22 protein-coding genes are annotated in these 25,905 nt (G+C 65.1%); 11 read left to right on the top strand and 11 right to left on the bottom strand.

Annotated elements, in window-relative coordinates:
* Positions 1-90: 90 nt before the first annotated feature.
* From AB7008_RS01805 to AB7008_RS01790, 4 genes are all read right to left on the bottom strand, one after another.
* Positions 91-873: a molybdopterin-binding protein gene (locus tag AB7008_RS01805; RefSeq protein ID WP_014490674.1), complete on the bottom strand. Its 783-nt coding sequence runs from the start codon at positions 871-873 to the stop codon at positions 91-93.
* A 14-nt stretch (positions 874-887) separates the two neighbouring features.
* A complete protein-coding gene (locus AB7008_RS01800; protein ID WP_014490675.1) occupies positions 888-1,517 on the bottom strand; it encodes a cytochrome b/b6 domain-containing protein in 630 nt (209 codons plus the stop codon).
* 183 nt (positions 1,518-1,700) lie between these two features.
* Positions 1,701-2,255 carry a fasciclin domain-containing protein gene (locus tag AB7008_RS01795; RefSeq protein ID WP_166346838.1) on the bottom strand — a complete coding sequence of 185 codons (555 nt, stop codon included), beginning with the start codon at positions 2,253-2,255 and terminating at the stop codon, positions 1,701-1,703.
* Positions 2,256-2,637: 382 nt separating this feature from the next.
* Positions 2,638-3,399 (bottom strand): SDR family oxidoreductase, encoded by a 762-nt coding sequence (locus AB7008_RS01790; RefSeq protein ID WP_441258337.1) that lies wholly within the window; start codon positions 3,397-3,399, stop codon positions 2,638-2,640.
* A gap of 95 nt (positions 3,400-3,494) precedes the next feature.
* Here AB7008_RS01790 and AB7008_RS01785 point away from each other — a divergent pair, with 95 nt between their 5' ends.
* Positions 3,495-5,024, top strand: a complete 1,530-nt coding sequence (locus AB7008_RS01785) for a malonate--CoA ligase (RefSeq protein ID WP_028158597.1) — start codon at positions 3,495-3,497, stop codon at positions 5,022-5,024.
* Between the two features lie 192 nt (positions 5,025-5,216).
* Here the strand turns inward: AB7008_RS01785 and AB7008_RS01780 are convergent, their stop codons facing one another.
* On the bottom strand, positions 5,217-6,077 hold the full coding sequence (locus tag AB7008_RS01780) for a sulfite exporter TauE/SafE family protein (RefSeq protein ID WP_014490679.1): 861 nt from the start codon (positions 6,075-6,077) through the stop codon (positions 5,217-5,219).
* Between the two features lie 508 nt (positions 6,078-6,585).
* Here AB7008_RS01780 and sdhC point away from each other — a divergent pair.
* The 10 genes from sdhC (at position 6,586) to AB7008_RS01730 (ending at position 18,575) form a co-directional block, all read left to right on the top strand.
* Positions 6,586-6,984, top strand: coding sequence for a succinate dehydrogenase, cytochrome b556 subunit (gene sdhC / locus AB7008_RS01775; protein WP_014490680.1), 399 nt, complete (start codon positions 6,586-6,588; stop codon positions 6,982-6,984).
* Positions 6,981-7,385: a succinate dehydrogenase, hydrophobic membrane anchor protein gene (sdhD, locus tag AB7008_RS01770; RefSeq protein ID WP_028158598.1), complete on the top strand. Its 405-nt coding sequence runs from the start codon at positions 6,981-6,983 to the stop codon at positions 7,383-7,385. The genes sdhC and sdhD overlap by 4 nt, the downstream gene beginning before the upstream one ends.
* 3 nt (positions 7,386-7,388) lie before the next feature.
* Positions 7,389-9,224: a succinate dehydrogenase flavoprotein subunit gene (gene sdhA / locus AB7008_RS01765; protein WP_028158599.1), complete on the top strand. Its 1,836-nt coding sequence runs from the start codon at positions 7,389-7,391 to the stop codon at positions 9,222-9,224.
* Positions 9,225-9,267: 43 nt separating this feature from the next.
* Positions 9,268-10,050, top strand: coding sequence for a succinate dehydrogenase iron-sulfur subunit (locus tag AB7008_RS01760; RefSeq protein ID WP_014490683.1), 783 nt, complete (start codon positions 9,268-9,270; stop codon positions 10,048-10,050).
* A gap of 193 nt (positions 10,051-10,243) precedes the next feature.
* A complete protein-coding gene (locus tag AB7008_RS01755) occupies positions 10,244-12,400 on the top strand; it encodes an ATP-binding protein (protein ID WP_441258336.1) in 2,157 nt (718 codons plus the stop codon).
* Positions 12,401-12,452: 52 nt separating this feature from the next.
* On the top strand, positions 12,453-14,411 hold the full coding sequence (locus AB7008_RS01750; protein ID WP_441258335.1) for an ABC transporter ATP-binding protein/permease: 1,959 nt from the start codon (positions 12,453-12,455) through the stop codon (positions 14,409-14,411).
* Positions 14,412-14,647: 236 nt separating this feature from the next.
* The gene (locus AB7008_RS01745; RefSeq protein WP_441258334.1) at positions 14,648-15,472 is read left to right on the top strand and encodes an FkbM family methyltransferase; all 825 of its coding nucleotides are present in this window, start codon (positions 14,648-14,650) and stop codon (positions 15,470-15,472) included.
* Positions 15,473-15,494: 22 nt separating this feature from the next.
* A complete protein-coding gene (locus AB7008_RS01740; RefSeq protein WP_304492304.1) occupies positions 15,495-15,881 on the top strand; it encodes a VOC family protein in 387 nt (128 codons plus the stop codon).
* Positions 15,882-15,965: 84 nt separating this feature from the next.
* Entirely contained in the window at positions 15,966-16,208 is a 243-nt protein-coding gene (locus tag AB7008_RS01735) for a hypothetical protein (RefSeq protein ID WP_248889085.1), read from the top strand.
* Positions 16,209-16,394: 186 nt separating this feature from the next.
* On the top strand, positions 16,395-18,575 hold the full coding sequence (locus AB7008_RS01730; protein WP_304492303.1) for an OmpA family protein: 2,181 nt from the start codon (positions 16,395-16,397) through the stop codon (positions 18,573-18,575).
* Positions 18,576-18,629: 54 nt separating this feature from the next.
* On the opposite strand, the gene AB7008_RS01725 is transcribed toward AB7008_RS01730, so the two are convergent.
* The 6 genes from AB7008_RS01725 to rlmN all read right to left on the bottom strand — a co-directional run bounded on the left by AB7008_RS01725 (position 18,630) and on the right by rlmN (position 25,705).
* On the bottom strand, positions 18,630-19,586 hold the full coding sequence (locus tag AB7008_RS01725) for a homocysteine S-methyltransferase family protein (RefSeq protein ID WP_304492302.1): 957 nt from the start codon (positions 19,584-19,586) through the stop codon (positions 18,630-18,632).
* Positions 19,587-19,690: 104 nt separating this feature from the next.
* Positions 19,691-21,448, bottom strand: coding sequence for an alkaline phosphatase (locus AB7008_RS01720; RefSeq protein ID WP_304492301.1), 1,758 nt, complete (start codon positions 21,446-21,448; stop codon positions 19,691-19,693).
* 163 nt (positions 21,449-21,611) lie between these two features.
* The gene (argG, locus tag AB7008_RS01715) at positions 21,612-22,949 is read right to left on the bottom strand and encodes an argininosuccinate synthase (protein WP_248880971.1); all 1,338 of its coding nucleotides are present in this window, start codon (positions 22,947-22,949) and stop codon (positions 21,612-21,614) included.
* A gap of 93 nt (positions 22,950-23,042) precedes the next feature.
* Positions 23,043-23,819 (bottom strand): phosphatase PAP2 family protein, encoded by a 777-nt coding sequence (locus AB7008_RS01710; RefSeq protein ID WP_441258333.1) that lies wholly within the window; start codon positions 23,817-23,819, stop codon positions 23,043-23,045.
* Between the two features lie 54 nt (positions 23,820-23,873).
* Positions 23,874-24,368 (bottom strand): hypothetical protein, encoded by a 495-nt coding sequence (locus AB7008_RS01705; protein WP_028158610.1) that lies wholly within the window; start codon positions 24,366-24,368, stop codon positions 23,874-23,876.
* Between the two features lie 134 nt (positions 24,369-24,502).
* Positions 24,503-25,705, bottom strand: coding sequence for a 23S rRNA (adenine(2503)-C(2))-methyltransferase RlmN (gene rlmN, locus AB7008_RS01700; protein ID WP_039155312.1), 1,203 nt, complete (start codon positions 25,703-25,705; stop codon positions 24,503-24,505).
* Positions 25,706-25,905: the final 200 nt, after the last annotated feature.

Below are 25,905 nucleotides of genomic sequence, written 5' to 3'. Positions count from 1 at the left end.
CGCGAAGCGCCGTGCCCACGAAAAATGGTCGACACAGATGCAGAGCTGGTGGGCACGCTTGCGCTTTGCCCACCCTACGGCAGTGTGTGCCTAGCTCCCGCTGAACGAATTGTACCCCTGGTCTTCCCAATAGCCGCCCTTGTAGTCGTTGGTGACTTCCATCGAGACCACGTATTTCGGGTTCTTGAATCCGAGTTTTGTCGGCACGCGGATCTTCATCGGGAAGCCGTAGGCGCGCGGCAAAATCTCGTTCGCATATTTGAACGTCATCTGGGTTTGCGGATGCAGCGCGCTGCGCATGTCCAAGGGCGAGTTGTAGCCGTCCTTGTCGGCGCACTGGAACCAGACGTATTTCGCACGCGTATCGGCGCCGATCAGCTTGAGGAAATCGCGGAGCGGCGTGCCGGTCCAGCTTCCGATCGCGCTCCAGCCCTCGACGCAGATGTGGCGGGTGATCTGCGTGACCTGCGGCAGCTTGTAGAGCTCGTCCAGGGTCCAGGATTTCTTGTTGTCGACGAGGCCGCGCACCTCGAGCTTCCAGTCCGCGGCCGAGACATCGGGCGCGTCGTCGAGATCGTAATAGGCGTTGAACGGGAACGGTTTCGTAATCGCGCTCTCGGGGAAGGTGGGCGCCAGTGCGTCGGGATTGAACATCCACGCCTGCACGGCGTCGTTGAACTTCGAGACCTTCGCGAGCAGGGTATCGGCCGACGAGGAATCGACGACGTCGCAGCCGGTCAGCAGCGTCAGCGCGCCGAGGCTGGCGCCGCCCGCGATGAAGCGGCGGCGGGTGAAGTCCGGCATGGACTTGATGGAGTCCTTGATCAGCAGCCGCTTGTCGACGCCGGGGATGAGGAATGAGCGCTTGGCCATAACGGGTCTCCTAATCAGCGGCCAATGATCATCGCGCGCAGGCTCTTCGGTACCAGCAGCGCGAGCAAGACGTGAATGACGAGGAAGGCGCAGATCGCGGCCATGCAGAAGAAATGGACGTAGCGCGCGGTCGGATAATCGCCGAACAGCATCACGAGATAATAGAGCTGCACCGGCTTCCACATCGACAGGCCCGACAGCACGATCAGCACGCCGACCACGATGATGCCGGCATAGAGCAGGCGCTGCACGTAATTGTAGACGGTGAGATCGTCGTGGCCGAGCTTGAAGGTCAGGGCAGCCCTGACGTCGTGGAGCACGCCGGATGGCGTGATCGGCAGCAGTTTCTTGCGGAAGCGGCCGGTGGCGAAGCCGGTGACGAGATAGGCGAGGCCGTTGACCATCAGCAGCCACATCGCCGCAAAGTGCCAGAGCAGGCCGCCGCCGAGCCAGCCGCCAAGCGTATATTCGCGCGGAAAGCTGAAACCGAACAGCGGCGAGGCGTTGTAGATCTGCCAACCCGACAGGATCATCAGGATCATGGCGACCGCGTTGGTCCAGTGCATGACGCGAACCCAGGCCGGCTGGATCACTTTGGCGGGGGTGGCGCTGACCTGCTCGTCGCTGACTGTGAGGCTCGACATGATGGTTCCGTCCTGAAGGTCGTCTGACACCGAATATACGCTGATGCGGCCGCTTTCGTTACGCCCCGCCGGCCATCGAATCGATGCCTTTGGGCTATCGTGGTCACAATAAAGCGAGCCGGGTGCCCCCGGCTCGCCGTTTCGTCGCATCCTGCTTGCGGGATGAAACAGGGACGCGCGGTGTTACGTCGCCGGCATCAGCACGGTGTCGACCACATGGATGACGCCGTTCGACTGGTTGACGTTGGAGATCGTCACCATCGAGGTGCCGCCCTTGGCATCGACGATCCAGACCTTGCCGTCCTGCTTCTTCACGGTCAGTTCCTCGCCTTCGGCGGTCTTCATCTTCTTGCCGTCGGTGAGGTCGGAGGCCTCGAGCTTGCCGGGCACGACATGGTAGGTGAGGATCTTGGTCAAGGTCGCCTTGTTCTCGGGCTTGACCAGGTTGTCGACGGTGCCGACCGGCAGCTTGCCGAAGGCGGCGTTGGTGGGCGCGAACACCGTGAACGGGCCCTTGCTTTCCAGCGTCGGCACGAGGCCGGCCGCCTTCACCGCCGCCACCAGCGTGGTGTGATCCTTCGAGTTGACGGCGTTCTGGACGATGTTCTTGGACGGGAACATCGCGGCGCCGCCGACCATGACGGTCTTCTCCTCGGCGCGGACAGGCGCGACGACGGTCGCGGTGATGGCCAGGGCGCTGAAGGCGGCGGCAGCGAGATAGGCAATACGCTTCGACATGGAGAATCTCCCGATTGAATTGTGACCGGCAATGGCCGGCGTTTGCGTTGGGCCAACAACGGCGCCTGCGACCTTTTGGCGTGAAGCAGCAGTGCCGTCGTTGGACCGAACTACGGGAGGGTTCGCGATGGGGTTTCGGACAAAAATTCTTTGTGATGCGTGAAACTATGGGGCGGCGCGTCCGTGTGATGCGCGAACGTGCGACACACTCCGCTGTCGTCCCGGACAAGCGAAGCGCAGATCCGGGACCCATAACCACAGGGAGATGTTTGGCGAAGACTCGGAGTGGCCAGCTCGCGCCGAACATGTTCCTGTGGTTATGGGTCCCCGCGTTCGCGGGGACGACACCGAGTGTGTGGCGCGGCCATCGCGCAATCCCGTTTCAATCCCTGTTGTTCGGCGTCTGAATGAATCCGCGATTATGCGTCGGGCTGATCAGGAGCTCGTTGATGCAGACGCGCGGCGGCATGCTGGCGATGAACGCGATGGTGCGGCCGAGATCTTCGGATTGCAGCATCTTGGCCTGCTCCGCCTCGCTCGGCACCACCGGGCGCAGCTTCAGGATGGGAGTAGCCACCTCGCCCGGCATCAGGCAGCAGGCGCGCAAGCCGTTGACGCATTCGTCCATGTTGAAGGAATGGGTCAGCGCGAGCACCGCATGCTTGGTGGTGGTGTAGGCCGGGCCCGGCATCTTCGAGACGTGGCGGCCGGCCCAGGATGAGACGTTGATGATCGAGCCATCCTGCTGTTTGCGCATCGTGGGCAACACCGCGCGCATGCAATACAGCACGCCGTTGAGATTGACCTGGACGAGCTTGTCCCAGCCCTCCAGTTCCATGTCCTTCCAGCTCCGCCTGGGGACATTGATACCGGCATTGTTCACGAGCAGGTCGATGCGGCCGTGCTTCGCGACGATTTGGTCGGCCGCCTTCTGGGCTTCGGCGGCGTTGGACACATCGAGCGCAAGGGCCTCAGCCGCCCCGCCTGCCCCAGCAATCCTGGCAACCACGGTATCCAGGGCATCCTTGCGGCGGCCCGAGACCACGACTATCCAGCCGTCGGCCGCGAGCGCCTCGGCGCCGGCCTCCCCGATGCCGCTGCCACCGCCCGTCACCCAGGCCACGCGTTTCCCGTTTTTGGTCATGCAAACTGTCTCCGTTGCTTCATTGGGGCGGTTTTTGCTAATCCAGCCCTCGGTTTTGACCGGCCTTGTTTGCCTTGCGGTCGAGGAAATCTTGCATGAACCAAGCTGCCAACGCCAACCTGTTTTCCCGCCTGTTCGATGGTCTGGACGATCCCAAACGCCTCGCGGTCGAGACGCAGGACGGCGCCCATATCAGCTATGGCGATCTGATCGCGCGGGCCGGGCAAATGGCGAATGTGCTGGTCGCGCGCGGCGTGAAGCCCGGCGACCGCGTCGCGGTGCAGGTGGAGAAATCGGTCGCCAATATCGTGCTGTATCTCGCCACGGTGCGGGCCGGCGCGGTCTATTTGCCGCTGAACACGGCCTACACGCTGAACGAGCTCGACTACTTCATCGGCGATGCCGAGCCGTCGCTGGTGGTCTGCGATCCCTCCAAGGCGGAAGGGCTCGCCCCGATCGCCGCCAAGGTGAAGGCCAGGGTCGAGACGCTCGGGCCCGACGGCAAGGGCTCGTTGACGGAAGCCGCCGACAAGGCCAGCAGCGAATTTGCAACCGTCTCGCGGGCAAACGACGATCTCGCCGCGATCCTCTACACCTCGGGCACCACCGGCCGCTCCAAGGGCGCGATGCTGACGCACGACAATCTCGCGTCGAACTCGCTCTCTCTCGTCGGCTATTGGCGTTTCACCGACAAGGACGTGCTGATCCACGCGCTACCGATCTACCACACGCACGGCCTGTTCGTGGCGACCAACGTGACGCTGTTTTCGCGGGCGTCGATGATCTTCCTGCCGAAGCTCGACCCGGACCTGATCATCAAGCTGATGGCGCGCGCCACGGTGCTGATGGGCGTACCGACCTTCTATACCCGTCTGCTCCAGAACTCCGCGCTGTCGCGCGAGACGACAAAGCACATGCGGCTGTTCATCTCGGGCTCCGCGCCGCTGCTCGCCGAAACCCATCGCGAATGGTCGGCGCGCACGGGACACGCGGTGCTCGAGCGCTACGGCATGACCGAGACCAACATGAACACGTCGAATCCGTATGACGGCGAGCGCGTGCCCGGCGCGGTCGGCTTTCCCCTCCCCGGCGTCTCCGTGCGCGTGACCGAGCCCGAGACCGGCAAGGAGCTGCCGCGCGACGAGATCGGCATGATCGAGGTGAAGGGCCCGAACGTCTTCAAAGGCTATTGGCGCATGCCGGAGAAGACCAAGTCGGAATTCCGGTCCGACGGCTTCTTCATCACCGGCGACCTCGGCAAGATCGACGACAAGGGCTACGTCCACATTCTCGGCCGCGGCAAGGATCTGGTGATCTCCGGCGGCTTCAACGTCTACCCCAAGGAAATCGAGAGCGAGATCGACGCCATGCCCGGCGTGGTGGAGTCCGCCGTGATCGGCGTGCCGCATGCCGATTTCGGCGAGGGGGTCACGGCGGTTCTGGTCTGCAGCAAGGGCGCCGACGTCACCGAAGCCGCGGTGCTGAAGGCGCTCGACGGAAGGCTGGCAAAGTTCAAGATGCCCAAGCGCGTCTTCGTCGTCGACGAGCTGCCGCGCAACACCATGGGCAAGGTGCAGAAGAACGTGCTGCGCGATACGTACAAGGATATTTACGCGAAGAAGTGAGTGGGGGAGCTCTGCTCTCTCGCCGTCATTGCGAGGAGCCTCTACCCGGTACGCTGTCATGCCCCGCGGAGGCGGGGCATCCAGTACGCCGCGGCCTCTCGGATCAATCACCGGCGCTGGTGGAATACTGGATCGCCCGCTTTCGCGGGCGATGACAGCGGAGTGTGTGGCGCGGCGTTCGGCCCAAGCCGGTTACTGCCCGCCCACCAAGCTCATCACGAACCGGCTGCCGACGATAAACAGATAGCAGCCGAACGCCACCTCCAGCGTCCGCTTCGACATCGCATGCGCGGCTCTCACGCCGAGCGGCGCGGTGACGAGGCTCATCGGCATCACCAGCACGGCGCCGATCAGCGAGACGTAGCCAAGCGCGAACGGGATTTGCAGCGCTGCGACGGCCGGATAGGTCGCAGCTGCCGGCCAGCCGGCATAGATGTAGCCGAGCGCGCCGGGGATCGAGATCAGCACCGCGAGCGCCGACGAGGTCGCCACTGCCTGGTGGATGGGCCGGCCGTAGAACGTCATCAGCAGGTTCGAGAACAGGCCGCCGCCGATACCCATCAGCGTCGAGAGGATACCGACGCAGAAGCCGTAGACGCGCATCAGCGGCCCTTTGGGCAGATCGTCGCCGAACTTCCAGCCCTCGCGCGCGAAGATGAGACGCGCCGACGCGGAATAGGCGACGCAGACGAACACGATCTTGAACAGCTTCTCCGGCGCGTAACGCGCGATGACGCTGCCGGCGACGACGCCGATCACGATCGGCAGCCACCACACGCGCAGGATCGACATGTCGACGGCACCGCGCTTGTAGTGCGCCTGGAACGAACGGATCGACGTCGGAATGATCACCGCGAGCGAGGTGCCGATGCAGAGCGGCATCCTCACTTCGAGCGGCACGCCGGCGATGCGGAAGCATTCGTAGAACACCGGCACGAGAATCGCGCCGCCGCCGATGCCGAACACGCCGGCCAGGAATCCCGAAAGCGCGCCGGTTGCGATCAGCAACAGCGCGAGCTCGACGATCTCCTTGATATCAAGACCTGCAATCACCCCTGACCTGCCCCGACGACTGGTCGCAACTTCTCCGAAACACGCGCTCGGAAAGCTGCGTGCGGAGCTTTAGGCGATCTGATTCTCGCGGTCGACACGCCACGTCTTGCGGCTGGGGTGGAATGCAAGGTGCGCATATCCGGACAGGGGTCAGACCGGGCCCGGGCGGGAGCGGCTTGGTGCCGTCCGAATGGCGTTAGCGGCACAAAAGACCGGCCCCGGGCGGGTTTGGACGGCATGGTCCGTTTAGAGGCGTTCCAATAGCAATTTCAACGCGCATCGGTCTCTCCAGAACAAATGAATATATATTCTGTTTTTCGTTGGCGGACCGAAGTGCTGGTATACCAAGCCACTGATTGGCCTTGCATCATCAACGCTCTAGAGCTGAACCGCGGTTCGATTTATGGCGATTTGGTGATTGCGCAGGCGAAATCGACTCCGTAAATAGAGCCGACCTTTCGCGATCCCCGCGTGCCCCCTGCTGGGCCGCAATAAACATCAAAAGCCCATGACCGCACGGATCGAACGACCGCTTTCCCCCCACATGCAAGTCTACCGCTGGACGCTGACGATGGCGCTGTCCATCGTCCATCGCGCCACCGGTATCGCGCTCTACGTCGGAACCCTGCTGCTGGCCTGGTGGCTGATCGCGGCGGCTTCCGGCCCCGCCGCCTATTCCCACGTCCAGGCCTTCACCGGCAGCATCATCGGCCGGCTGATCATGTTCGGCTACACCTGGGCGCTGATGCACCATATGCTGAGCGGTATCCGGCACTTCGTGTGGGACCTCGGCTACGGCTTCAAGGCCAATGAGCGCGAAGCGCTGACCTGGGGCGCACTGATCGGCGGCATCGCGCTGACGGTGCTGATCTGGATCATTGCCTACGCGATCGGAGGTGGACGATGAGCACGGCCGATACGCCGAAGCGCAGCATGCGCACCCCGCTCGGCCGCGTCCGCAACCTTGGCGCGGCGCATTCCGGCACGTCCGATTTCTGGCGCCAGCGCTTGACTGCAGTGGCGATGGTCCTGCTGATGATCCCCGTGATCGTCGTCATCATGATGCTGCTCGGCCGCAACCAGGCGTATGCCAAGCAGATCCTCGGCTCGCTGCCAATCGCCATCATCATGGTGCTCTTCATCGTCGCCAGCGCCTGGCACATGAAGATCGGCATGCAGGTCGTGATCGAGGACTATGTCCACAACGAGAAGCTGAAGCTCGCGACGATCATGCTCAACAATTTCTTCTCGATCGCGGTCGCGCTCGCGTCGATCTACGCGATTCTCCAACTGTCATCCGGAGTGTAACCCATGGCCAATGCGACAAATGGCAAGGGCAACGGCGCTCCCGCCACCAACGGCAAAGCCTATCCGATCGAAGACCACACCTATGACGTCGTCGTGGTCGGCGCCGGCGGCGCGGGCCTGCGCGCCGTGGTCGGCTGCAGCGAAGCCGGTCTTCGCACCGCCTGCATCACCAAGGTGTTTCCGACCCGCTCGCATACGGTCGCGGCGCAAGGCGGCATCTCGGCCTCGCTCGGCAACATGCACAAGGACGACTGGCGCTGGCACATGTACGACACCGTGAAGGGGTCGGACTGGCTCGGTGACCAGGACGCGATCGAATACATGGTGCGCAACGCGCCCGAGGCCGTCTACGAGCTCGAACATTGGGGCGTGCCGTTCTCGCGCACCGAGGACGGCAAGATCTACCAGCGCCCGTTCGGCGGCATGACCACCGAGTTCGGCAAGAGCCAGGCGCAGCGCACCTGCGCCGCCGCCGACCGCACCGGCCACGCCATGCTGCACACGATGTATGGCCAGTCGCTGCGTCACGCGGCCGAGTTCTTCATCGAGTTCTTCGCCATCGATTTGATCATGGACGACCAGGGCACCTGCCGCGGCGTCATCGCGCTCAAGCTGGACGACGGCACGCTGCACCGCTTCCGCGCCCAGACCGTGATTCTCGCCACCGGCGGCTATGGCCGTGCCTACGCCTCCTGCACCTCGGCGCACACCTGCACGGGCGACGGCGGCGGCATGGTGCTGCGCGCCGGCCTGCCGATGCAGGACATGGAGTTCGTGCAGTTCCACCCGACCGGCATTTACGGCTCGGGCTGTCTCGTCACCGAAGGCGCGCGCGGCGAAGGCGGCTATCTCGTCAATTCGGAGGGCGAGCGCTTCATGGAGCGGTATGCGCCGTCCGCGAAGGACCTCGCCTCGCGCGACGTCGTCTCGCGCGCGATGACCATCGAGATCCGCGAAGGCCGCGGCGTCGGCAAGAAGAAGGACCACATCTTCCTGCATCTCGACCATCTCGATCCCGCGGTGCTCGCCGAGCGCCTGCCGGGCATCTCCGAATCCGCAAAAATCTTCGCCAATGTCGACGTGACACGCGAGCCGATCCCGATCGTGCCGACCGTGCACTACAACATGGGCGGCATCCCAACGAACTATCATGGCGAAGTGCTGACCAAGCGGGATGGCGACGACAACGCCATCATCCCCGGCCTGATGGCGATCGGCGAAGCGGCCTGCGTCTCCGTGCACGGCGCCAACCGCCTCGGCTCCAACTCGCTGATCGACCTCGTCGTGTTCGGCCGCGCCGCAGCGCTCCGTCTCGCCGAGAAGCTCACGCCCAACGCCAAGCAGCCCGAGCTGCCGGCGAACTCGTCCGAGCTCGCGCTCGGCCGCCTCGACCATTACCGCTACGCCTCCGGCGGCACGCCGACCGCGAAGCTGCGCGAAGGCATGCAGCACGTTATGCAGAACAATTGCGCGGTGTTCCGCACCGGCGAGGTGCTCAGCGAAGGCCAGAACCTGATCGAGAAGGTCCACAGCGGCATCACCGACATCGCCGTGTCCGACCGCTCGCTGGTGTGGAATTCCGACCTGATCGAGACGCTGGAGTTCGACAATCTGATCTCGCAGGCGGTGGTGACGATGGACTCCGCCGCCAACCGCACCGAGAGCCGCGGCGCGCATGCCCGCGAGGACTTCTCCGCGCGCGACGACAAGAACTGGATGAAGCACACGCTGGCCTGGCTCGACGACAAGGGCAAGGTCAAGATCGAGTACCGCCCCGTTCACGACTACACCATGACCAACGACGTGCAGTATATCCCGCCCAAAGCTCGCGTTTACTGAGCTACGCGCGTGTACTGAGCGAACAGCGAAGGCCTTAATCGAAATGGTTGAATTCGCACTTCCGAAGAACTCCAAGATCACCGGCGGCAAGACCTGGCCGAAGCCGGCGGGCGCGACAGACGTTCGCGAATTCCGCGTCTATCGCTGGAATCCGGACGACGGCAAGAATCCGAGCGTCGACACCTATTACGTCGACACCCATGATTGCGGTCCGATGGTGTTGGACGGCCTGATCTGGATCAAGAACAACATCGACCCGTCGCTGACCTTCCGCCGCTCCTGCCGTGAAGGCGTCTGCGGCTCCTGCGCGATGAACATCGACGGCCAGAACACGCTCGCCTGCACCCGCTCGATGCACGACGTCAAGGACGGCGCGGTCAAGATCAATCCGCTGCCGCACCAGCCTGTCGTGAAGGACCTCGTCCCCGACCTCACCAATTTCTACGCGCAGTACGCCTCCATCGAGCCGTGGCTGAAAACGACCTCGCCGATGCCGCAGAAGGAATGGCGCCAGAGCCATGAGGACCGCGAAAAGCTCGACGGCCTCTACGAGTGCATCCTCTGCGCCTGCTGCTCGACCTCGTGCCCGAGCTATTGGTGGAACAGCGATCGCTATCTCGGCCCGGCCGCCCTGCTCCAGGCCAACCGCTGGGTCTCCGACTCCCGCGACGAGGCGACCGGCGAGCGACTCGACAATCTCGAGGACCCGTTCCGCCTCTACCGTTGCCATACCATTATGAACTGCGCCAAGGCCTGCCCGAAGGGTCTCAACCCGGCCGAAGCCATCGCCGAGCTCAAGCTCAAGATGGTCGAGCGCCAGATCTAGCCAGCCTTAGTCGCCTTGATCCCCCGGCCGGAACGGCCGGGGCATTCTACTTCCGCCGCGAATTCCGCGAGATTGTTCTCCCGGCTCGCGTCACGCGCGAACGTCCGGATTACAACCTCCGGTTCCATCGACAAGCCGCTTCCTTCCCAGCGGGAATTTCAAGTAAGCTCTCCGGTCAGGGACCGGAGCGACTGTGCAGGGTGCGCAACGCAACTCGCTGAGACTGTTGCAGTGGATGATGGCGGCATCCCTGGCGCTGCCGATTGCACTGTTCGTCTTCACCTCCACGATCTCCTACACATCGACAAAGGACATCGCCGACCGCGAGATCGAGCGCACGCTCGATGTCGCCCATGAGCACGCGCTCAAGGTGTTCGAGACCATCGACCGCAGCCTTGCCGAGCTCAACGAGGTCGTGCAAGGCCTTCCCGACGAGATCATCCGCTCGCGCGAACCGGCGCTGCACCGCCGCCTGAAACGACTGACCGATGCGCTGCCGCAGCTCAAATCGGCCTGGATCTTCGACGCGAACGGAAAATCGCTGGTCAACAGCCTCGCCTCGCCACCGCCGGATCTGAGTTTTGCGGACCGCGATTACTTCTACGCCCATGTCGACCAGAACATTGGCACGTTCGTCGGCGCAGCCCTGACGCCGCGTCCGCCCTATCAGGGGGCACGCTTCTTCGGCATGAGCCGGCGCCGCGAAGCCGACGATGGCAGCTTCATCGGCGTCATCCAGGCCTCCGTCCTGCCGGAATATTTCGAGAGCTTTTATGCCAGGATCGGCTCCGATCCCGGCAGCTTCTTCGCCATGGGACGCACGGACGGCGTGGTGCTCACCCATTTTCCCCGGCTCGACCGCGACTTCCGGCTCGATCCGACCGGGCCGGTCGGGCGGCAGATCGCCGCCCACCCCGAGCACGGCCTCATCACCATCGCCTGGCCCTCGGACGGAATCGAGCGGCGCGTCGGCTACAGGCGCGTCGCCGAATATCCGATCTATGTCAGCGCCGGGCTCGAGACCTCGGCGATCCGCGCGCGCTGGCTCGCCACCATGGGCCAGCATCTGGTGTTCGGCATTCCCGCCACGGCGCTGCTGTTTCTGCTGCTTGCGCTCGCGTTCCGGCGCACCCAGCATCTCCACGCCGAGGCCACGGCACGACGCGAGGCCGAGGAGGCGCTCAAGCACAGCCAGCGGCTGGAAGCGCTCGGCCAGCTCACCGGCGGCGTCGCGCACGACTTCAACAATCTCCTCACCGTGATCCGCGCCTCGGTCGACCTGCTGAACCGGCCGCAGCTGAGCGATGAGCGGCGGCAGCGCTACATCAATGCCATTGCGGACGCGGTCGCGCGCGCCGCCAAGCTGACCTCGCAGCTGCTGGCGTTCGCGCGGCGTCAGACCCTGAAACCGGAGGTGTTCGACGTCGGGGAGCGGATGCAGTCGCTGCACGACATGCTCGCCACGCTGCTCGGGCCGGCGATCGAGATCGGAATCCGGCTGCCGACCGAGCCCTGCCTCGTCAAGGCCGATGCCGGCCAGTTCGAGACGGCTCTGATCAACATGGCGACCAATGCGCGCGACGCCATGCAGGGCAAAGGCAGGATCACCTTCGCCGTGCAGGCGGCGGCGACCATACCCGATACATTGGTGCACGTTTCGGGCAGCCATGATCTCGCAGGCGGCGATGGCTTCGTCAGTGTCGCCGTCAGCGACACCGGCATCGGCATTCCCGCCGCAAGATTGGGCCGCATCTTCGAGCCGTTCTTCACCACCAAGCAGGTCGGCCAGGGCACCGGCCTCGGCCTGTCGCAGGTGTTCGGCTTCGCCCGGCAATCCGGCGGCGAGGTGACCGTCGAGAGCGAGGTCGGCCAGGGCAGCACCTTCTCACTCTATCTGCCGCGCGTGCCCACGGACCTGCTGCCGCAGCGGCAGGCGCCCAACACCGCGCCGGCGGTGGCCGGCAGCGGCATGTCCGTGCTGTTGGTCGAGGACAATATCGAGCTCGCCAATTTCGCCGCCGACGGCCTCACCGAGCTCGGTTACAGCATCACTTTGGTGGACAACGCCGCCGACGCGCTCGCCGAGCTCACCATGGACGCAGAGCGCTTCGACGTCGTGTTCTCCGACGTGGTGATGCCGGGAATGACGGGGCTCGATCTGGCGCAGGCGATCCGCGACCGCGGCATCCGCGTGCCGATCGTGCTGACCACGGGCTACAGTCAGGCCCTGTCACAAGATGGCGCCGCCGGCTTCGATCTCGTGCAAAAGCCCTATTCGATCGAGGAATTGTCGCGCGTTCTCCATCGGGCCGCGAAGCTCCGGCCGGTCCGCGACGGCGCCGCCGAGTGAGGGCGGCACGGAACCAACGGGAACCGATTGATTCGGTTCGCGTTATCCGCGCATGCATAAGCCGGCCGCAAAGCGCGAACAGGGCAGGAAGCCGCCCATTGTCGAGATCAAGGGCGAGAATGGCGATGAGGTCGCACCGCCGCCGCCGGAGGTGCTTGAGCCTGATCCGGAGCTATCACCCGAAGAAGCCGAACAGGCCCGCAAGGACTATCTGCTGACGCGCTTCTGGATCAGCGCACGCGGCTTCTGGGGCCGCAACGGCGACCGGCTCGCGTGGCTCTACTCGATCGGCCTCGTCTTGCTGATCGTCCTCACCGTCGGCTTTCAATACGGCATCAATGTCTGGAATCGCGCGATCTTCGACGCCATCGAGAAGCGCGAGGCGAGCACCGTCTTCCATCTCACCGCGGTGTTCTTCCCGCTCGCGATTGGCAGCATCGTGCTCGGCGTCGCGCAGGTGTTCGCGCGGATGGGAATCCAGCGCCGCTGGCGCGCCTGGCTCACGGCAAGCGTGCTGACGCGCTGGCTGAAGAACGGCCGCTACTACCAGCTCAACCTAGTCGGCGGCGACCACAAGAATCCGGAATACCGCATCGCCGAGGATCTGCGCGTGGCGACCGATTCGCCGGTCGATTTTCTCGCCGGCGTGACATCGGCGCTGTTGTCGGCGGTCACGTTCATCATCGTGCTCTGGACCATCGGCGGCGCGCTCACGGTTACGCTTGCGGGATCGACCATCACCATCCCCGGGTTCCTCGTCATCGCCGCGATCCTCTACGCCGCGATCGCCTCCGGTTCGATCCTGGTGATCGGCCGGCGCTTCGTGCAGGTCTCCGAGGACAAGAACCAGGCCGAGGCGGATTTCCGCTACACGCTGACGCGCGTGCGCGAGAACGGCGAGAGCATCGCGCTGCTCGGCGGCGAGGAGGAGGAGCGCGGCGGCATCGACCGCAATTTCACCAACGTGCTGCGGCAGTGGGCGCGTTTGGCCGGCCAGCACATGCGCACGACGCTGGTCTCGCAGGGATCGAGCCTTGTTGCTCCCGTGGTCCCACTCCTGCTCTGCGCGCCAAAATTCCTCGACGGCAGCATGACGCTCGGACAGGTGATGCAGGCGGCGTCCGCCTTTACCATCGTGCAGAGCGCGTTCGGCTGGCTGGTCGATAATTACCCGCGGCTCGCCGACTGGAACGCCTGCGCGCGTCGCATCGCCTCGCTGATGATGTCGCTCGATGGCCTGGAGCGCGCCGAGCAGGGCGACGGCCTCGGCCGCATCAAGCGCGGCGAGACCGGCAACGAGGCCATGCTGGAGATGAAGGATCTCTCCGTCACGCTCGACGACGGCACGGCCGTGGTCGGCGAAACCGAGGTGGTGATCGAGCCGGGCGAGCGGCTGCTGGTCGCCGGTGAATCCGGCACCGGCAAGAGCACGCTGGTGCGCGCCATCGCAGGCCTCTGGCCCTGGGGCGGCGGCAGCGTCAATTTCCATCCCGACCGGCGGCTGTTCATGCTGCCGCAACGGCCTTACGTGCCGTCCGGCAGCTTGCGCCGCGCGGTCGCCTATCCCGGCGCCGAGGACGACTGGACCGTCGAGGAGATCGGCGAGGCCCTGCACAAGGTCGGCCTCGATCACCTCAAGGAGAAGATCGAGGAAGAGGGACCGTGGGACCAGACGCTGTCAGGTGGCGAGAAGCAGCGCCTCGCCTTCGCGCGGCTGCTGCTGCACAACCCCGACATCGTCGTGCTGGATGAGGCGACCTCCGCGCTCGACGAGAAGAGCCAGGACAAGATGATGCAGATGGTCACCGACGAGTTGCCAAAGGCGACCATCGTCAGCGTCGCCCATCGCGTCGAGCTGGAAGCCTTCCACAGCCGCAAGATCGTGCTGGAACGCCGCAAGGGCGGCGCAAAACTCGTCAGCGATATCGACCTGATCCCGCGCAAGGGCAAGCGCAAGCTGCTCGGGCGATTCCTGAGGCAGCGCAAGGCCGCGCCGAAAAAGGCGGCGTGAGAAAAGTGACGCGAGTTTCTCGCTGTCGTCCCGGGGCGCGCAAAGCGCGAACCCGGGACCCATACCCACCGGATTGAGTTTGACGAAGACTCGGAGTGGGCGTCTCGCCTCACACTCCGCCCTGGCTTTATGGGTCCCGGGCTCGCTTCGCGCCCCGGGACGACACCTGTGATGGAGCGTTGGAGTCCTCATCAAAACCGGCTATGGATGCGCCGCCTGCAACGAGGATCGCCTGCTTGACGCCCGACAACGCCCCTTCATCTGCGCCGTTCGGCGCGTTTGCGCCGAATGCGGCACAGGCTGTGATCATTCGCCTTGCGCAACAGTCGGGGCTGAAGCGCGGTGCGTTCCGCCCGTGGATGTCGCGGCTGGTCAACCTGATGCGCGGCGGGCCAATCGATGTGCAGTACCAGGGCGCCTCGTTCCGCCTCTATCACCAGGGCAGCGCGACCGAGCGCGGCGCGCTGTTCAATCCCGACTACAATCTCGACGAGCTCGACTTCCTGCGCCAGCACACGCCCGCAGGCGGCACATTCGTCGACGTCGGCGCCAATGTCGGCACCTTTGCGCTGGTGATGGCGCTGCAGGTCGGCACCCATGGCAAGGTGGTCGCGATCGAACCGCATCCGATGACGTTTGGACGGCTCTCGTTCAACCACGCCGCGTCGAAGACGACGCAGGTGCGCCTGGTGCAGGCTGCCGCCGGTGACAGCGACGGCGAGCTGATGATCGAGAGCGGCGGCGGCAATCTCGGCGCCACCCACGTCGTCACCGGCACGGCCAGCGCGGAGGCCATCAAGGTGCCGTCGCTGCGGCTGACGCGCATTCTGGACGAGGCCGGCGTCGGCCAGGTCGATTCGCTCAAGATCGACGTCGAGGGCTTCGAGGACCGCGTGCTGATCGGCTTCTTCCGCGACGCGCCGCAATCGCTGTGGCCGCGCGCGGTGGTCATCGAGCATTTGTCACAAGACGAATGGCAGCAGGATTGTATCGCAGACATGGTCGCGCGCGGCTTTGCGATCGCGCGCAAGACACGGAGCAATACGTTCCTGTCGCGCTAACCGCGAGCAAGGGAGATTTGCGATGATCGACCATCTGGGTTTTTCCGTCACCGACTACGAGCGCGCGAAAGCGTTCTATGCCAAGGCGCTGGCGCCGCTCGACTACAGCCTGATCATGGAGGTCACGGCGGAGCAGACCGGCCACGCTGCGGCCGCAGGCTTCGGCGCCAACGGCAAGCCGGACCTCTGGTTCGGTGCCGAAGGCGCCATGAACAAGCCGGTGCACATCGCGATTCTCGCCAAGGATCGCGCCACGGTCGATGCCTTCTACAAGGCAGCGATTGCCGCCGGCGGCCGCGACAACGGCGCGCCGGGCATCCGCCCGCATTATCATGCGAACTACTACGGCGCGTTCGTGCTCGATCCTGATGGACACAACATCGAGGCCGTTTGTCACGCGCCGGAATAGGGCGCGCTCCAAGACGACGCGACAAGGAACATCGGCGCGGCATCATCGTTGTCGTTCTCTGGACAACTGATCTCAATGATGCCGATGCCGATCGAACCGCCCGAGATTCCACCGGCAACACCGGGCACCCCCACCGAGCCGCCGCCTGGAATTCCGCCGGGCAATCCGCAGCCTGAAATCACGCCGCCGGTGCGCGAACCCGGCGAATCACCGCGGCCCGATGAATTGCCGGGCCACGTGCCAGAAGAGATTCCATCGCGCGGACCGAACGGACCGCTCACGCCGAATCCCGCGACGGATGCAAGTTCGCTGCGCGATCACATATGAGGCGAAGCATCACATGTGAGGCAATTGCAACCAGCGTCTGAATGCGCAATGAACGTCACCATAGTGAGGTGATTTGCGTGCAGAAATAAATCGGGCCGCGACCTCTTCGCCCGCCACATTCCGGCCTAACGCGTAGCTGTTCATCCCGACACTTCGTCAAAGAACCTTCCGGGGAAGTTCACCACCATGACCAACCTTCGTTTCGTGCTGCTTGCAACGACGGCTCTGACCGCGATGCAGTTCGCAAGCTCCGCATCGCATGCGCAAAGCGCGCCGCCGCTCGTGGTCGCGCAGGCGCAGACACAACCACCAGAGACCGACAAATCGAAGCAGCCTCCGAAGGAAGCGCCGAAGGGACCGCCGCCTGGCGCACGTCCTGCCGCACCACCTCCTCCTGCCGCAGCACCGCCCGCAGCTCCTGCGCGCCCGACGGCGCCGCCGCCCGCGGCTGCACCTCCGCATCCTCCCGCGCCGCCGCCGCCGGCTGCCGCACCGTCGCGCCCGACACCGCCACCGCCTCCTCCGCCTGCGGCACGTCCGGCACCTCCGCCTCCGCCGCCACCCCCACCGCCGGCAGCTCCCAAGCAGCCGTCGCCGCCTCCGGCTGCGGCACCCCAGCAGCACGCGCCTGCGCCAACTCCGCCGCCTCCGGCCGCGCAGCAGCACACACCGACGCCGCCTCCCGCCGCAGCTCCGCCTGCCGCACGTCCCGCTCCGACTCCGCCGGCAGCAGCAACGCCGCCCGCAGCAGCACCCGCACGTCCGGTGCCGGCACCTGCGGCTACGCCGTCGCCTTCACCGGCCGCGCCTGCGGCCCGCCCTGGCGCGGCTGCACCGACTGCCACGCCCGCACCGGCGACAACACCTGCGCCGACCGCGACACCTGCGCCGACGGCAACGCCGGCACCGGGCGTCACGCCCGGCGCACCGCCGGCCGGTCGCCCGGGTGCACCGCCGCCCGGCGGACGTCCTGGCACGCCTCCGGCTGCAGGATCCCCGTCGCCGGCTCCCGGTGCCACGCCTGCTCCAACGGCCACGCCGGCCCCTGGTGGCGCTACGCCGCCGCCCGGCCGTCCCGGCGCAGGACCGACGCCCACCCCCGGCACAGCTCCGGCGGCGACGCCGACCCCTGGTCAACAGGGTGGAACGCCTCCCGCTGGCGCGCCCGCAGCCGGAACTCCGGCTGCGCCGCCCCAGGCCGGCGGCCTCCCGCCCCGGCCAGCGGCTCCCGCCGGCGCCGCGGCACCGACTGTCGTTCCCGGCTCTGCGGCCGCAGCGCCGCCGCCCGACAGGGCGCAATACAGACCGCCGACGGTTACGCCTGCCTTCCAGGCACGGCCGACGGTCGTCGCACCGCTGCCGCCTCCGCCGCGCCCGCCGCAGCGTGACCTGACACCGCTCGCGATCGGTGCGGGCGTGGTGGCCGGCGCCGTGATCGGGGCCACCATTGCCGACCTGCACAACCAGCGACGCGAGGCCATCGAAGGCGGCCGCACCGTCTACACCGAACCGGATCGCATCATCATCCGCGATCCGGGCGGGCAGGCCTATGTCCGCGGCAACGACCTCTATCGCTTCCGCTATGGCGCCCGCGACATCCGTACCGACACCATCGGCGGCGAGACCCGCACGGTCGTGATCCGTCCCGATGGCAGCGAGGTCATCACCGTGGTCGGTCCCGACGGTTCGTTGCTGCGGCGAATCCGCAGGGACCCCGGCGGGCGCGAGATCATCATCATCGACAACAGCTATCGCGATCCGCGGTCGGTCGGCGGCTTCTATGTCGACGTGCCGCCGCCGGTGGTCAACATGCCCTACGATCGCTACATCGTCGACGCTCAGGAGGCATCGCCGGACGTGATCTACCAGACCATGGAGGCACCGCCGGTGCAGCGGATCGATCGGCGTTACACGCTCGACGAGATCCGCTACAGCCCCAATGTTCGCATGCAGATGCCGAGCATCGACGTCAACACGATCACCTTCGAGACGGGCTCGTGGACCATCCCGCCGGACCAGGCGGCCCGGCTGCAGGGGATCGCCGACGGTCTCAACCGTGCGATCCAGCGCAACCCGCGCGCGGTGTTCCTGATCGAGGGACACACCGACGCGGTCGGCAACGAGGTCGACAATCTGTCATTGTCGGACCGCCGTGCGCAGTCCGCGGCCGAATTGTTGACCCAGCAGTTCGGGGTGCCCGCCGAGAACCTGACGTCGCAGGGCTATGGCGAGCAGTATCTGAAGGAGCAGACGCAAGGACCGAGCCTGATCAACCGGCGCGTCACCGTCCGCAACATCACGCCACTGCTCAACGGTGGCCAGGCCTCGCTGCCGCCGCCCCCGCCCGGCACCGCACCGCCGCGCTGAGGCGAAGCACACATGCAAAATGGCCGGGAGCAATCCCGGCCATTTTTGTTTGGATCAGGCCCCCGCTGCCTGAACCGGAACGCAGGCAGCGCAGATGGCTGCGGCATGCCTGTGGTCGGTGCCGCAGCAGCCGCCGAGCAGCTGCATGCGCGGGAATGCCCGCCTGAGCGCCACATAACGGCGGCCGAGATCGGCGGGATCGCCGCTGTCGAGTACCTCGGACTCATCGAGCTCGGCATGACTCTTGGCCGACGCATTGGCCCTGACGCCATGAATCCGTTCGACCCATGGCTCGCCGGCCTGGAGGGCACTCTCGAAATGGGTCGGATGGGCGCAGTTGATCAGGAAATATTCGCAGGCGCTTTCCGTTGCTTGATCGACGGTTTCGATCGCCTCCCGCAGGGTTTCTCCCCTGACCAGACGACCATCGGTTTCGACCGTGAAGGAGATGGCAACCGGGATCGCGTGCATCTTTGCAGCACGCACGACGCCGATGGCTTCATTGACGCTGTTCAGCGTGAATGCCGTCACCATGTCGGCGCCGGCCTCGGCGAAGGAGGCGATCTGGGACGAATGATAGTCCATCGCCTCCGTCGCACCCATGTTGCCGGCCTTGTAGCCGTCGCCCCGCGGACCGATCGCACCGTTGATCACACAGGGCAGGCCGGAGGTCTCCCACGTGCCGCGCAATTCCTCGAGAAAGCGAATTGCGCGCATGTTGATCGCCGTGAGCGCGTCCATATCGTAGCCGAGCTTGACACCCCAATCAGGATTGGCGCGCCAGGTCGGGCTGTCGAGCACGAAGCCGAGCCCATGCTGACGCGCGATCGCAAGATAGGCTTCGTAATACTGCCTCAGATGCGAGCGGCCGTCCGCGCTGTCGAGCAACACGAAGGCGGCGAAGTGAGGAAGTTCCAGACCTTTGTGAAAGATCAGGGTGGTCTCCATGCCGCCGTCGGTCAGGAAGATGCCGCCGCGGCGCTGAGGCAGATTGTCTCTGTACTTCGCCATTGGTCGCTCCGTCACTGCGAGGCCCCACTCATTCGGTCGTTTCAACCTCCTTCCGGTCTCATGCGAGATGGTGCCGCATAATGTCGCGCGGCACGCGACTGCTCCTACTGCGCTGCGGCGAGTCCAAGCGCATCGACCATCACGCGAAACACCTCGGTGTTGTCCATCGAGCCGTGCACGCGCTCGCTGCCCGGCCCGGTCGCCGTCAGGATGACGTCTTCGCCCGAATGCACGCTGGCGCCGATCATCGCCGACAGGTTGCCCGGGCGCAGCACCGCGCCGGGGACGTCCTTGTATTTGTCGTTGGCCTTGAAGGTCCCGTCGTCACCGGCCTTGACGGTCGGCTCATTGGGATTGTCGAGCTTCGGCCGGAACGTCTCATAGTGATCGGGCAGGCTCGCCGAGAAGATGGCGAGCCGGCGGCTCACGTCGACGCGTGACGGATAACCCTCCGCATCCGGCGCCGGATAATTGGGAAATCCGGCCTGCTCGTAGACGCCGACACGCTCGCGCAGCGGCACGTTGGGCGTGGTGCCCATGTCGTCGTTCACCGTGCCGACAAGGCTGTTCGGATGATTGTGGTCCGCCAGGACCAGGATGAGGGTGTCGTCGCCGCGCGCCCGTGCCCATTCGCGCGTCTGGCGCACCGCATTGTCGAGCATGATCGTGTCGTAGACCGCTCGCTCCATGTCGAGCAGGTGCGCATATTTGTCGATCAGTCCGGATTCGACCATCAGGAAGAAGCCGGTCTCGTTCTTCGAGAGGATGTTCAGCGCCGCCTGCACCTGCTCGGTCAAATCAGGCTGCTCGGGAAATTTCTTCACGCCGCCGCCCTTGAGGAATTTGCGGTCGAGCACGCCGTCCATGTTGCCGGTTGCGAACAGGCCGAGCAGCTTGCTTGTCTCCGGCTTTGCGACGGAAGCGCCGAGCTCGCTTGCAGTCGTCGCGACCTGATAGCCTGCGTCGCGGAACTTCGCGATGTAGTCGGCTTCGTCCTTGCGCTTGGAGCCGGCCGCGGACTTCGGCAGAAAATTCGCGCTGCCGCCGCCCATCAGCACATCCGGCTTCGCCGCGAAGAACTGTTCGACGATCTCGTCATAGGCGGCGCGCCGGCGGGTGTGCGCAACCATCGCGGCCGGCGTCGCGTCTTCGATCTCGGTGTTGGTGACGACACCGATCGCCATGCCGTGCCGCCGCCTGGCAAGACTCGTGATGGTCTCGACGCGAGGATCGTCGAACGGGCTTGCGGTGCGGTCCGCATAGACGCCCAGGGCGTTGACGGCGCTCTTGTGCCCGGTCGCATAGGCGCTGGCCGAGTTCGCGGAGTCCGTGATGATCGAGTCCGAGCCCGCTGTCGCCACCAGCGCCATATGAGGCATGTCGTCGATCGCGAGCTTGCCGCGGCTCTTGCCTTCCGCAATCCCCTTGGACAGGATTCGCGCCGCGACCCGATGCGCCGGCGACATGCCGTCGCCGATGAACAGGATGACGTTCTTCGCCTTGCGCGGACCCGTGTCGTAAACCGTCCATGCGACGCTGCGCTGCTGCGTGCCGTCGCTGACGTCCACCGTGACGGTGCCGGGCTTGGCCAGCATGACGTCGCGCAAAATCAGCGCCGACTGGTCCTTGCCGTCCTCGCGATCGATGAAGGTCCCGCTACGTCCGAACGCGGCAGCATAGTCCGCGCCGTTCACGGTCACCTTCAGCCTGGCCGGATCGACCGGCCCGGGAAACTCGACCTTGAAGTCGAACCGGGCGCCAGCCAGGATCTCGGCACGATCGATCGGATAGATCGTCTGCGCCGACAGCGACGTTGTCCAACAGAGGACGATGAGTGAGGCGAGTGCCGACCCCTTGACCATGCGCGATGCTCCGCAATCCCGTTCACAACAGGAGCGGAACCCTAGCGGCCGCGCATGACATCGTCATTAAGCGCGTAGCCCGGATGGAGCGAACCGCAATCCGGGAATCTAGCGGCTGGACGAGAGGCCCCGGATTTCGCTTCGCTCCATCCGGGCTACAAGATCAGCCCTTGTCGCTCTCGAGCTTGAAGATCTGCGAGCCTTCGCTGCCCGACAACAGGCCGGTGTCGCTGTAGAGCTTCAGCTTGGTGCGCGTGTCGGCGATGTCGAGATTGCGCATGGTGAGCTGGCCGATACGGTCGGCCGGCGTGAATGCGGCGTCTTCCACCTTCTCCATGCTGAGCCGTTCCGGCGCATAGGTCAGGTTCGGACTCTCGGTGTTGAGGATCGAATAGTCGTTGCCGCGGCGCAGCTCCAGCGTCACCTCGCCGGTGACGGCGCGTGCAACCCAGCGCTGCGCGGTCTCGCGCAGCATCAGAGCCTGCGAATCGAACCAGCGCCCCTGATACAGCAGGCGTCCCAGGCGCATACCGCTGATGCGGTACTGCTCGATGGTGTCCTCGTTGTGGATGCCGGTGACGAGGCGCTCATAGGCGATGTGCAGCAGCGCCATGCCGGGCGCCTCGTAGATGCCGCGGCTCTTCGCCTCGATGATGCGGTTCTCGATCTGGTCGCTCATGCCGAGGCCGTGGCGACCGCCGATCGCATTGGCTTCGAGGAACAGCGCGACGGGATCAGAGAAAGTCTGGCCGTTCAGCGCGACCGGCTGGCCTTCCTCGAAACGCACCACGACCTTCTCGGCCTTGACGTTGCAGTCGTCACGCCAGAACGGCACGCCCATGATCGGGTTGACGATCTTGATGCCGCTGTCGAGGCTTTCGAGATCCTTCGCCTCGTGCGTGGCGCCGAGCAGATTGCTGTCGGTCGAGTACGCCTTCTCGGCGCTCATCTTGTAGGCGAAGCCCTGCGCGGTCATGAATGCCGACATTTCGGCGCGGCCGCCGAGTTCGTCGATGAACTGCTGGTCGAGCCAGGGCTTGTAGATGCGCAAGGATGGATTGGTCAGCAGGCCGTAGCGGTAGAAGCGCTCGATGTCGTTGCCCTTGAAGGTCGAGCCGTCGCCCCAGATGTTGACGCCGTCCTCCTTCATCGCCGCGACCAGCATCGTGCCGGTGACGGCGCGCCCGAGCGGCGTGGTGTTGAAATAGGTGATGCCGCCGGTCGAGATGTGGAAGGCGCCGGACTGGATCGCGGCGATGCCTTCATGGACGAGCTGGGTGCGGCAGTCGACGAGCACCGCCTTCTCGGCACCGAACGCCTCGGCCTTGCGCGGGATCTCGTTGTAGTCGGCTTCATCGGGCTGGCCGAGATTGGCCGTGTAGGCGTAGCAGCGCGCGCCCTTCTGCTTCATCCAGAGCAGCGCCGCGCTGGTATCGAGGCCGCCCGAAAACGCGATGCCGACTTTTTCACCCTTGGGCAGGCTTTTCAGGATCGTGGTCATGGCGCTTCCAATCGGGTTTTAAGAGGCTGATGGCGTTTGTGGGTTGACCGCGCGAATATCAAATTTCGCACGCCTCGGCACGCTTTTAATGGCTCAAATCGACGGCTCGGGGCCTGTCTTGCGGCCGAACAGGCGCTGGCGGAGCCGGTAGGCGGGCATGTTCAGCCGGGTCAGGGCGGCATCGACCGCCTCGTCCGAGAACCGGGTCCGCGGCCAGCGGTAGATCATGGCGTAGGCGAACCAGATCACGACGAAGGTGACGAGGCCGGCGATCGAGACATCGGTGAAGAAGTGGCCGCCGAAGGCCATACGTAGCCCGCTGGTGACCGCGCCGAAGATGACCGCTCCGGCGTAAGCGAGCGGCCGCCATGCCGGCGGCGCCAGCGCAGCCGGCGCCAGCGTCCAGAACGCGGTCGCGCCCTCGCCCGAGAAGAACGAGCAGTTGCGCGCGCAGTCGCCGCGCGGGTCCCACCACGCCACGAATTGCTGGTCGCCGGCGAACTGCGTCACCACCACCGGCCGCGGCCGGCCCCAATAGGTCTTGAAGGTGAGATTGGTGAGAATGCCGGCCGACAGGATGATGGTGACCAGCAGGAACACGATCGCGCGCCCCGACACCATCAAGGGACGGTCGGGCCGGATCATCTTGACCACGAGTGCAACCAGCGGCGGCAGCACGAACGCCCAAGCCACCCACATGGCGGCATCGCGCGCGAAGCCCGCCCATTCGTTCAGCTTGAGCGGAAACGTCTTCGTAGCAGGGTCGAAGAACAGCGCGGCGAGCTTGAGATCGAGCTCGGGATAGAGGCCGAAAACGACGCCGATCACGAGCCACAGCGCCAGGGCGATGAAGAGTCCAGTCCGGTTCATGGCGCGCGGTTTAGCGGAGTGGGGCGGAGATGAAAACCCCGGAAGCGGCGCGACTCATCGCGCATCCGGCCGCGAATTCGCCGGCAATGGCGGAGGTGGCTTGCGCGGGGGTGGCGGTTCGCGCCAGGCGCCGGCGTTGCGGCCGGCGATCAGCCAGTAGACGACGCCGGCAACGATGCCGGCCCCCGTCATGATCTCCAGGTGACGCCGCACGATGCCTTCGAACTGCAAAGTGTCGGAGCGGAAGGGAACGAGGCCGAGATAGCAGGCGAGCCCGACGAGGCCGCCGCCAGCGGCGTAAGCCAGCGCGCTGCGGATATAGAGCGCCTCGGTGATCGCAACGATCACCGCCGCCGGAACCAGCGCAAAGCCCGAGACGAAGATGAAGCCGAAGCCGAGCAGGATGTCGATCGCGCCCTGATCGACGGGACCGGCGCCGAGATCGGCGAATTCCGGAAACAGCAGCGCGACGACGACGATCATCCCGCCGACGAAGCAGGCGGCGAGAAAGCCGATGAAGATGACGATGAGGCGGCCGATCAGGGACATGAGAAGAAAGCCACCGTTGCCGTCATTGCGAGCGAAGCGAAGCAATCCAGAAATGCGTCCGCCGAAATAGTCTGGATTGCTTCGTCGCTGCGCTCCTCGCAATGACGAGGTTGCGACAGCGTGCACATAACTAGCTAGTCCGTCATCGCCATGGCGCGCAGCGCCTGACGTTCGCGTGCGCTGAGCTTTTCGGTCTCCGACTTGAGCTGGCCGCAGGCGGCGAGGATGTCGCGGCCGCGCGGGGTGCGCACCGGCGAGGAATAGCCGGCATTAAAAATGTATTCGGAGAATTTCTCGATCTGGTCCCAGTCCGAGCATTCATAGGCGGTGCCGGGCCAGGGATTGAACGGAATCAGATTGATCTTGGCGTGAATGCCCTTGAGCAGCTTCACCAGCAGCTTCGCATCGTCGAGCGAATCGTTGACGCCCTTGAGCATCACATATTCGAAAGTGATGCGGCGCGCGTTCGAGGCGCCGGGATAGTCGCGGCAGGCCTGCAGCAGTTCCTTGATCGGATATTTGCGGTTGAGCGGCACGAGCTCGTTGCGCAGCTCATCGCGCACCGCGTGCAGCGAGATTGCGAGCATCACGCCGATCTCCTCGCCGGCGCGCACGATGTTCGGTACCACGCCCGAGGTCGACAGCGTGATGCGGCGACGGGAGATGCCGATGCCTTCATTGTCGCCGACGATCAGCAGCGCGTCGCGCACCGCGTCGAAATTGTAGAGCGGCTCGCCCATACCCATCATCACGATGTTGGTGACGCGGCGCGTGCCGTCCTCGCGATCGGCCCAGTCATTGAGGCGGTCGCGCGCGACCATCACCTGTCCGACGATCTCGCCGGCGGTGAGGTTGCGCACCAGCCGCTGCGTGCCGGTGTGACAGAAGGAGCAGTTCAGCGTGCAGCCGACCTGGGAGGAGACGCAAAGCGTGCCGCGATCGGTCTCGGGGATGTAGACGCACTCGACTTCATGGGCGCGCTCGACATTGTCGCCGCTAGGCAGACGCAGCAGCCATTTGCGGGTGCCGTCGTTGGAGATCTGCTCGGCCACGACTTCGGGGCGGTCGACCGTAAAATGCTGCGCGAGCTCGGCGCGAATGCCCTTCGAGATCGACGTCATATCGTCGAAGCTTTGGGCGCCGCGGAAATAGAGCCAGTGCCACAGCTGCTGCACGCGCATCTTGCGCTGCGCGGGCGCAACGCCGATCTCGCCGAGGCGGTCGGCAAGCTCGCTGCGCGACAGGCCGATCAGCGAGGGCCTGGCCGGCGGCACATAGGTTTCGAGCGGAGTCTTCTCCACCAGTATTGCGTTGTGCGGCTCGGTCGTCGGTTGCATTGGTTGCCTGATATCTCTCGTCATACCCGGGCTTGTCCCGGGCATCCACGTTCTGTTCCACCCGTTGCTAGCGCGTGGACGGCCGGGACATCTGGTGCGAAGACGCGCTTCGCGCTTTAGCCCGGCCATGACGGCTACAGCTTTGGGATAGCCTTATATAGCAACCGGAACCGCCGATTGCGACCGTGATACCGCCCTCA

The sequence above is a fragment of the Bradyrhizobium sp. 521_C7_N1_3 genome (genome assembly GCF_052075975.1).
GTDB classification, from domain to species: domain Bacteria; phylum Pseudomonadota; class Alphaproteobacteria; order Rhizobiales; family Xanthobacteraceae; genus Bradyrhizobium; species Bradyrhizobium japonicum.
The sequence above is the reverse complement of the archived record's forward strand: the minus strand, read 5'-3'. Positions and strand labels throughout refer to the sequence as shown.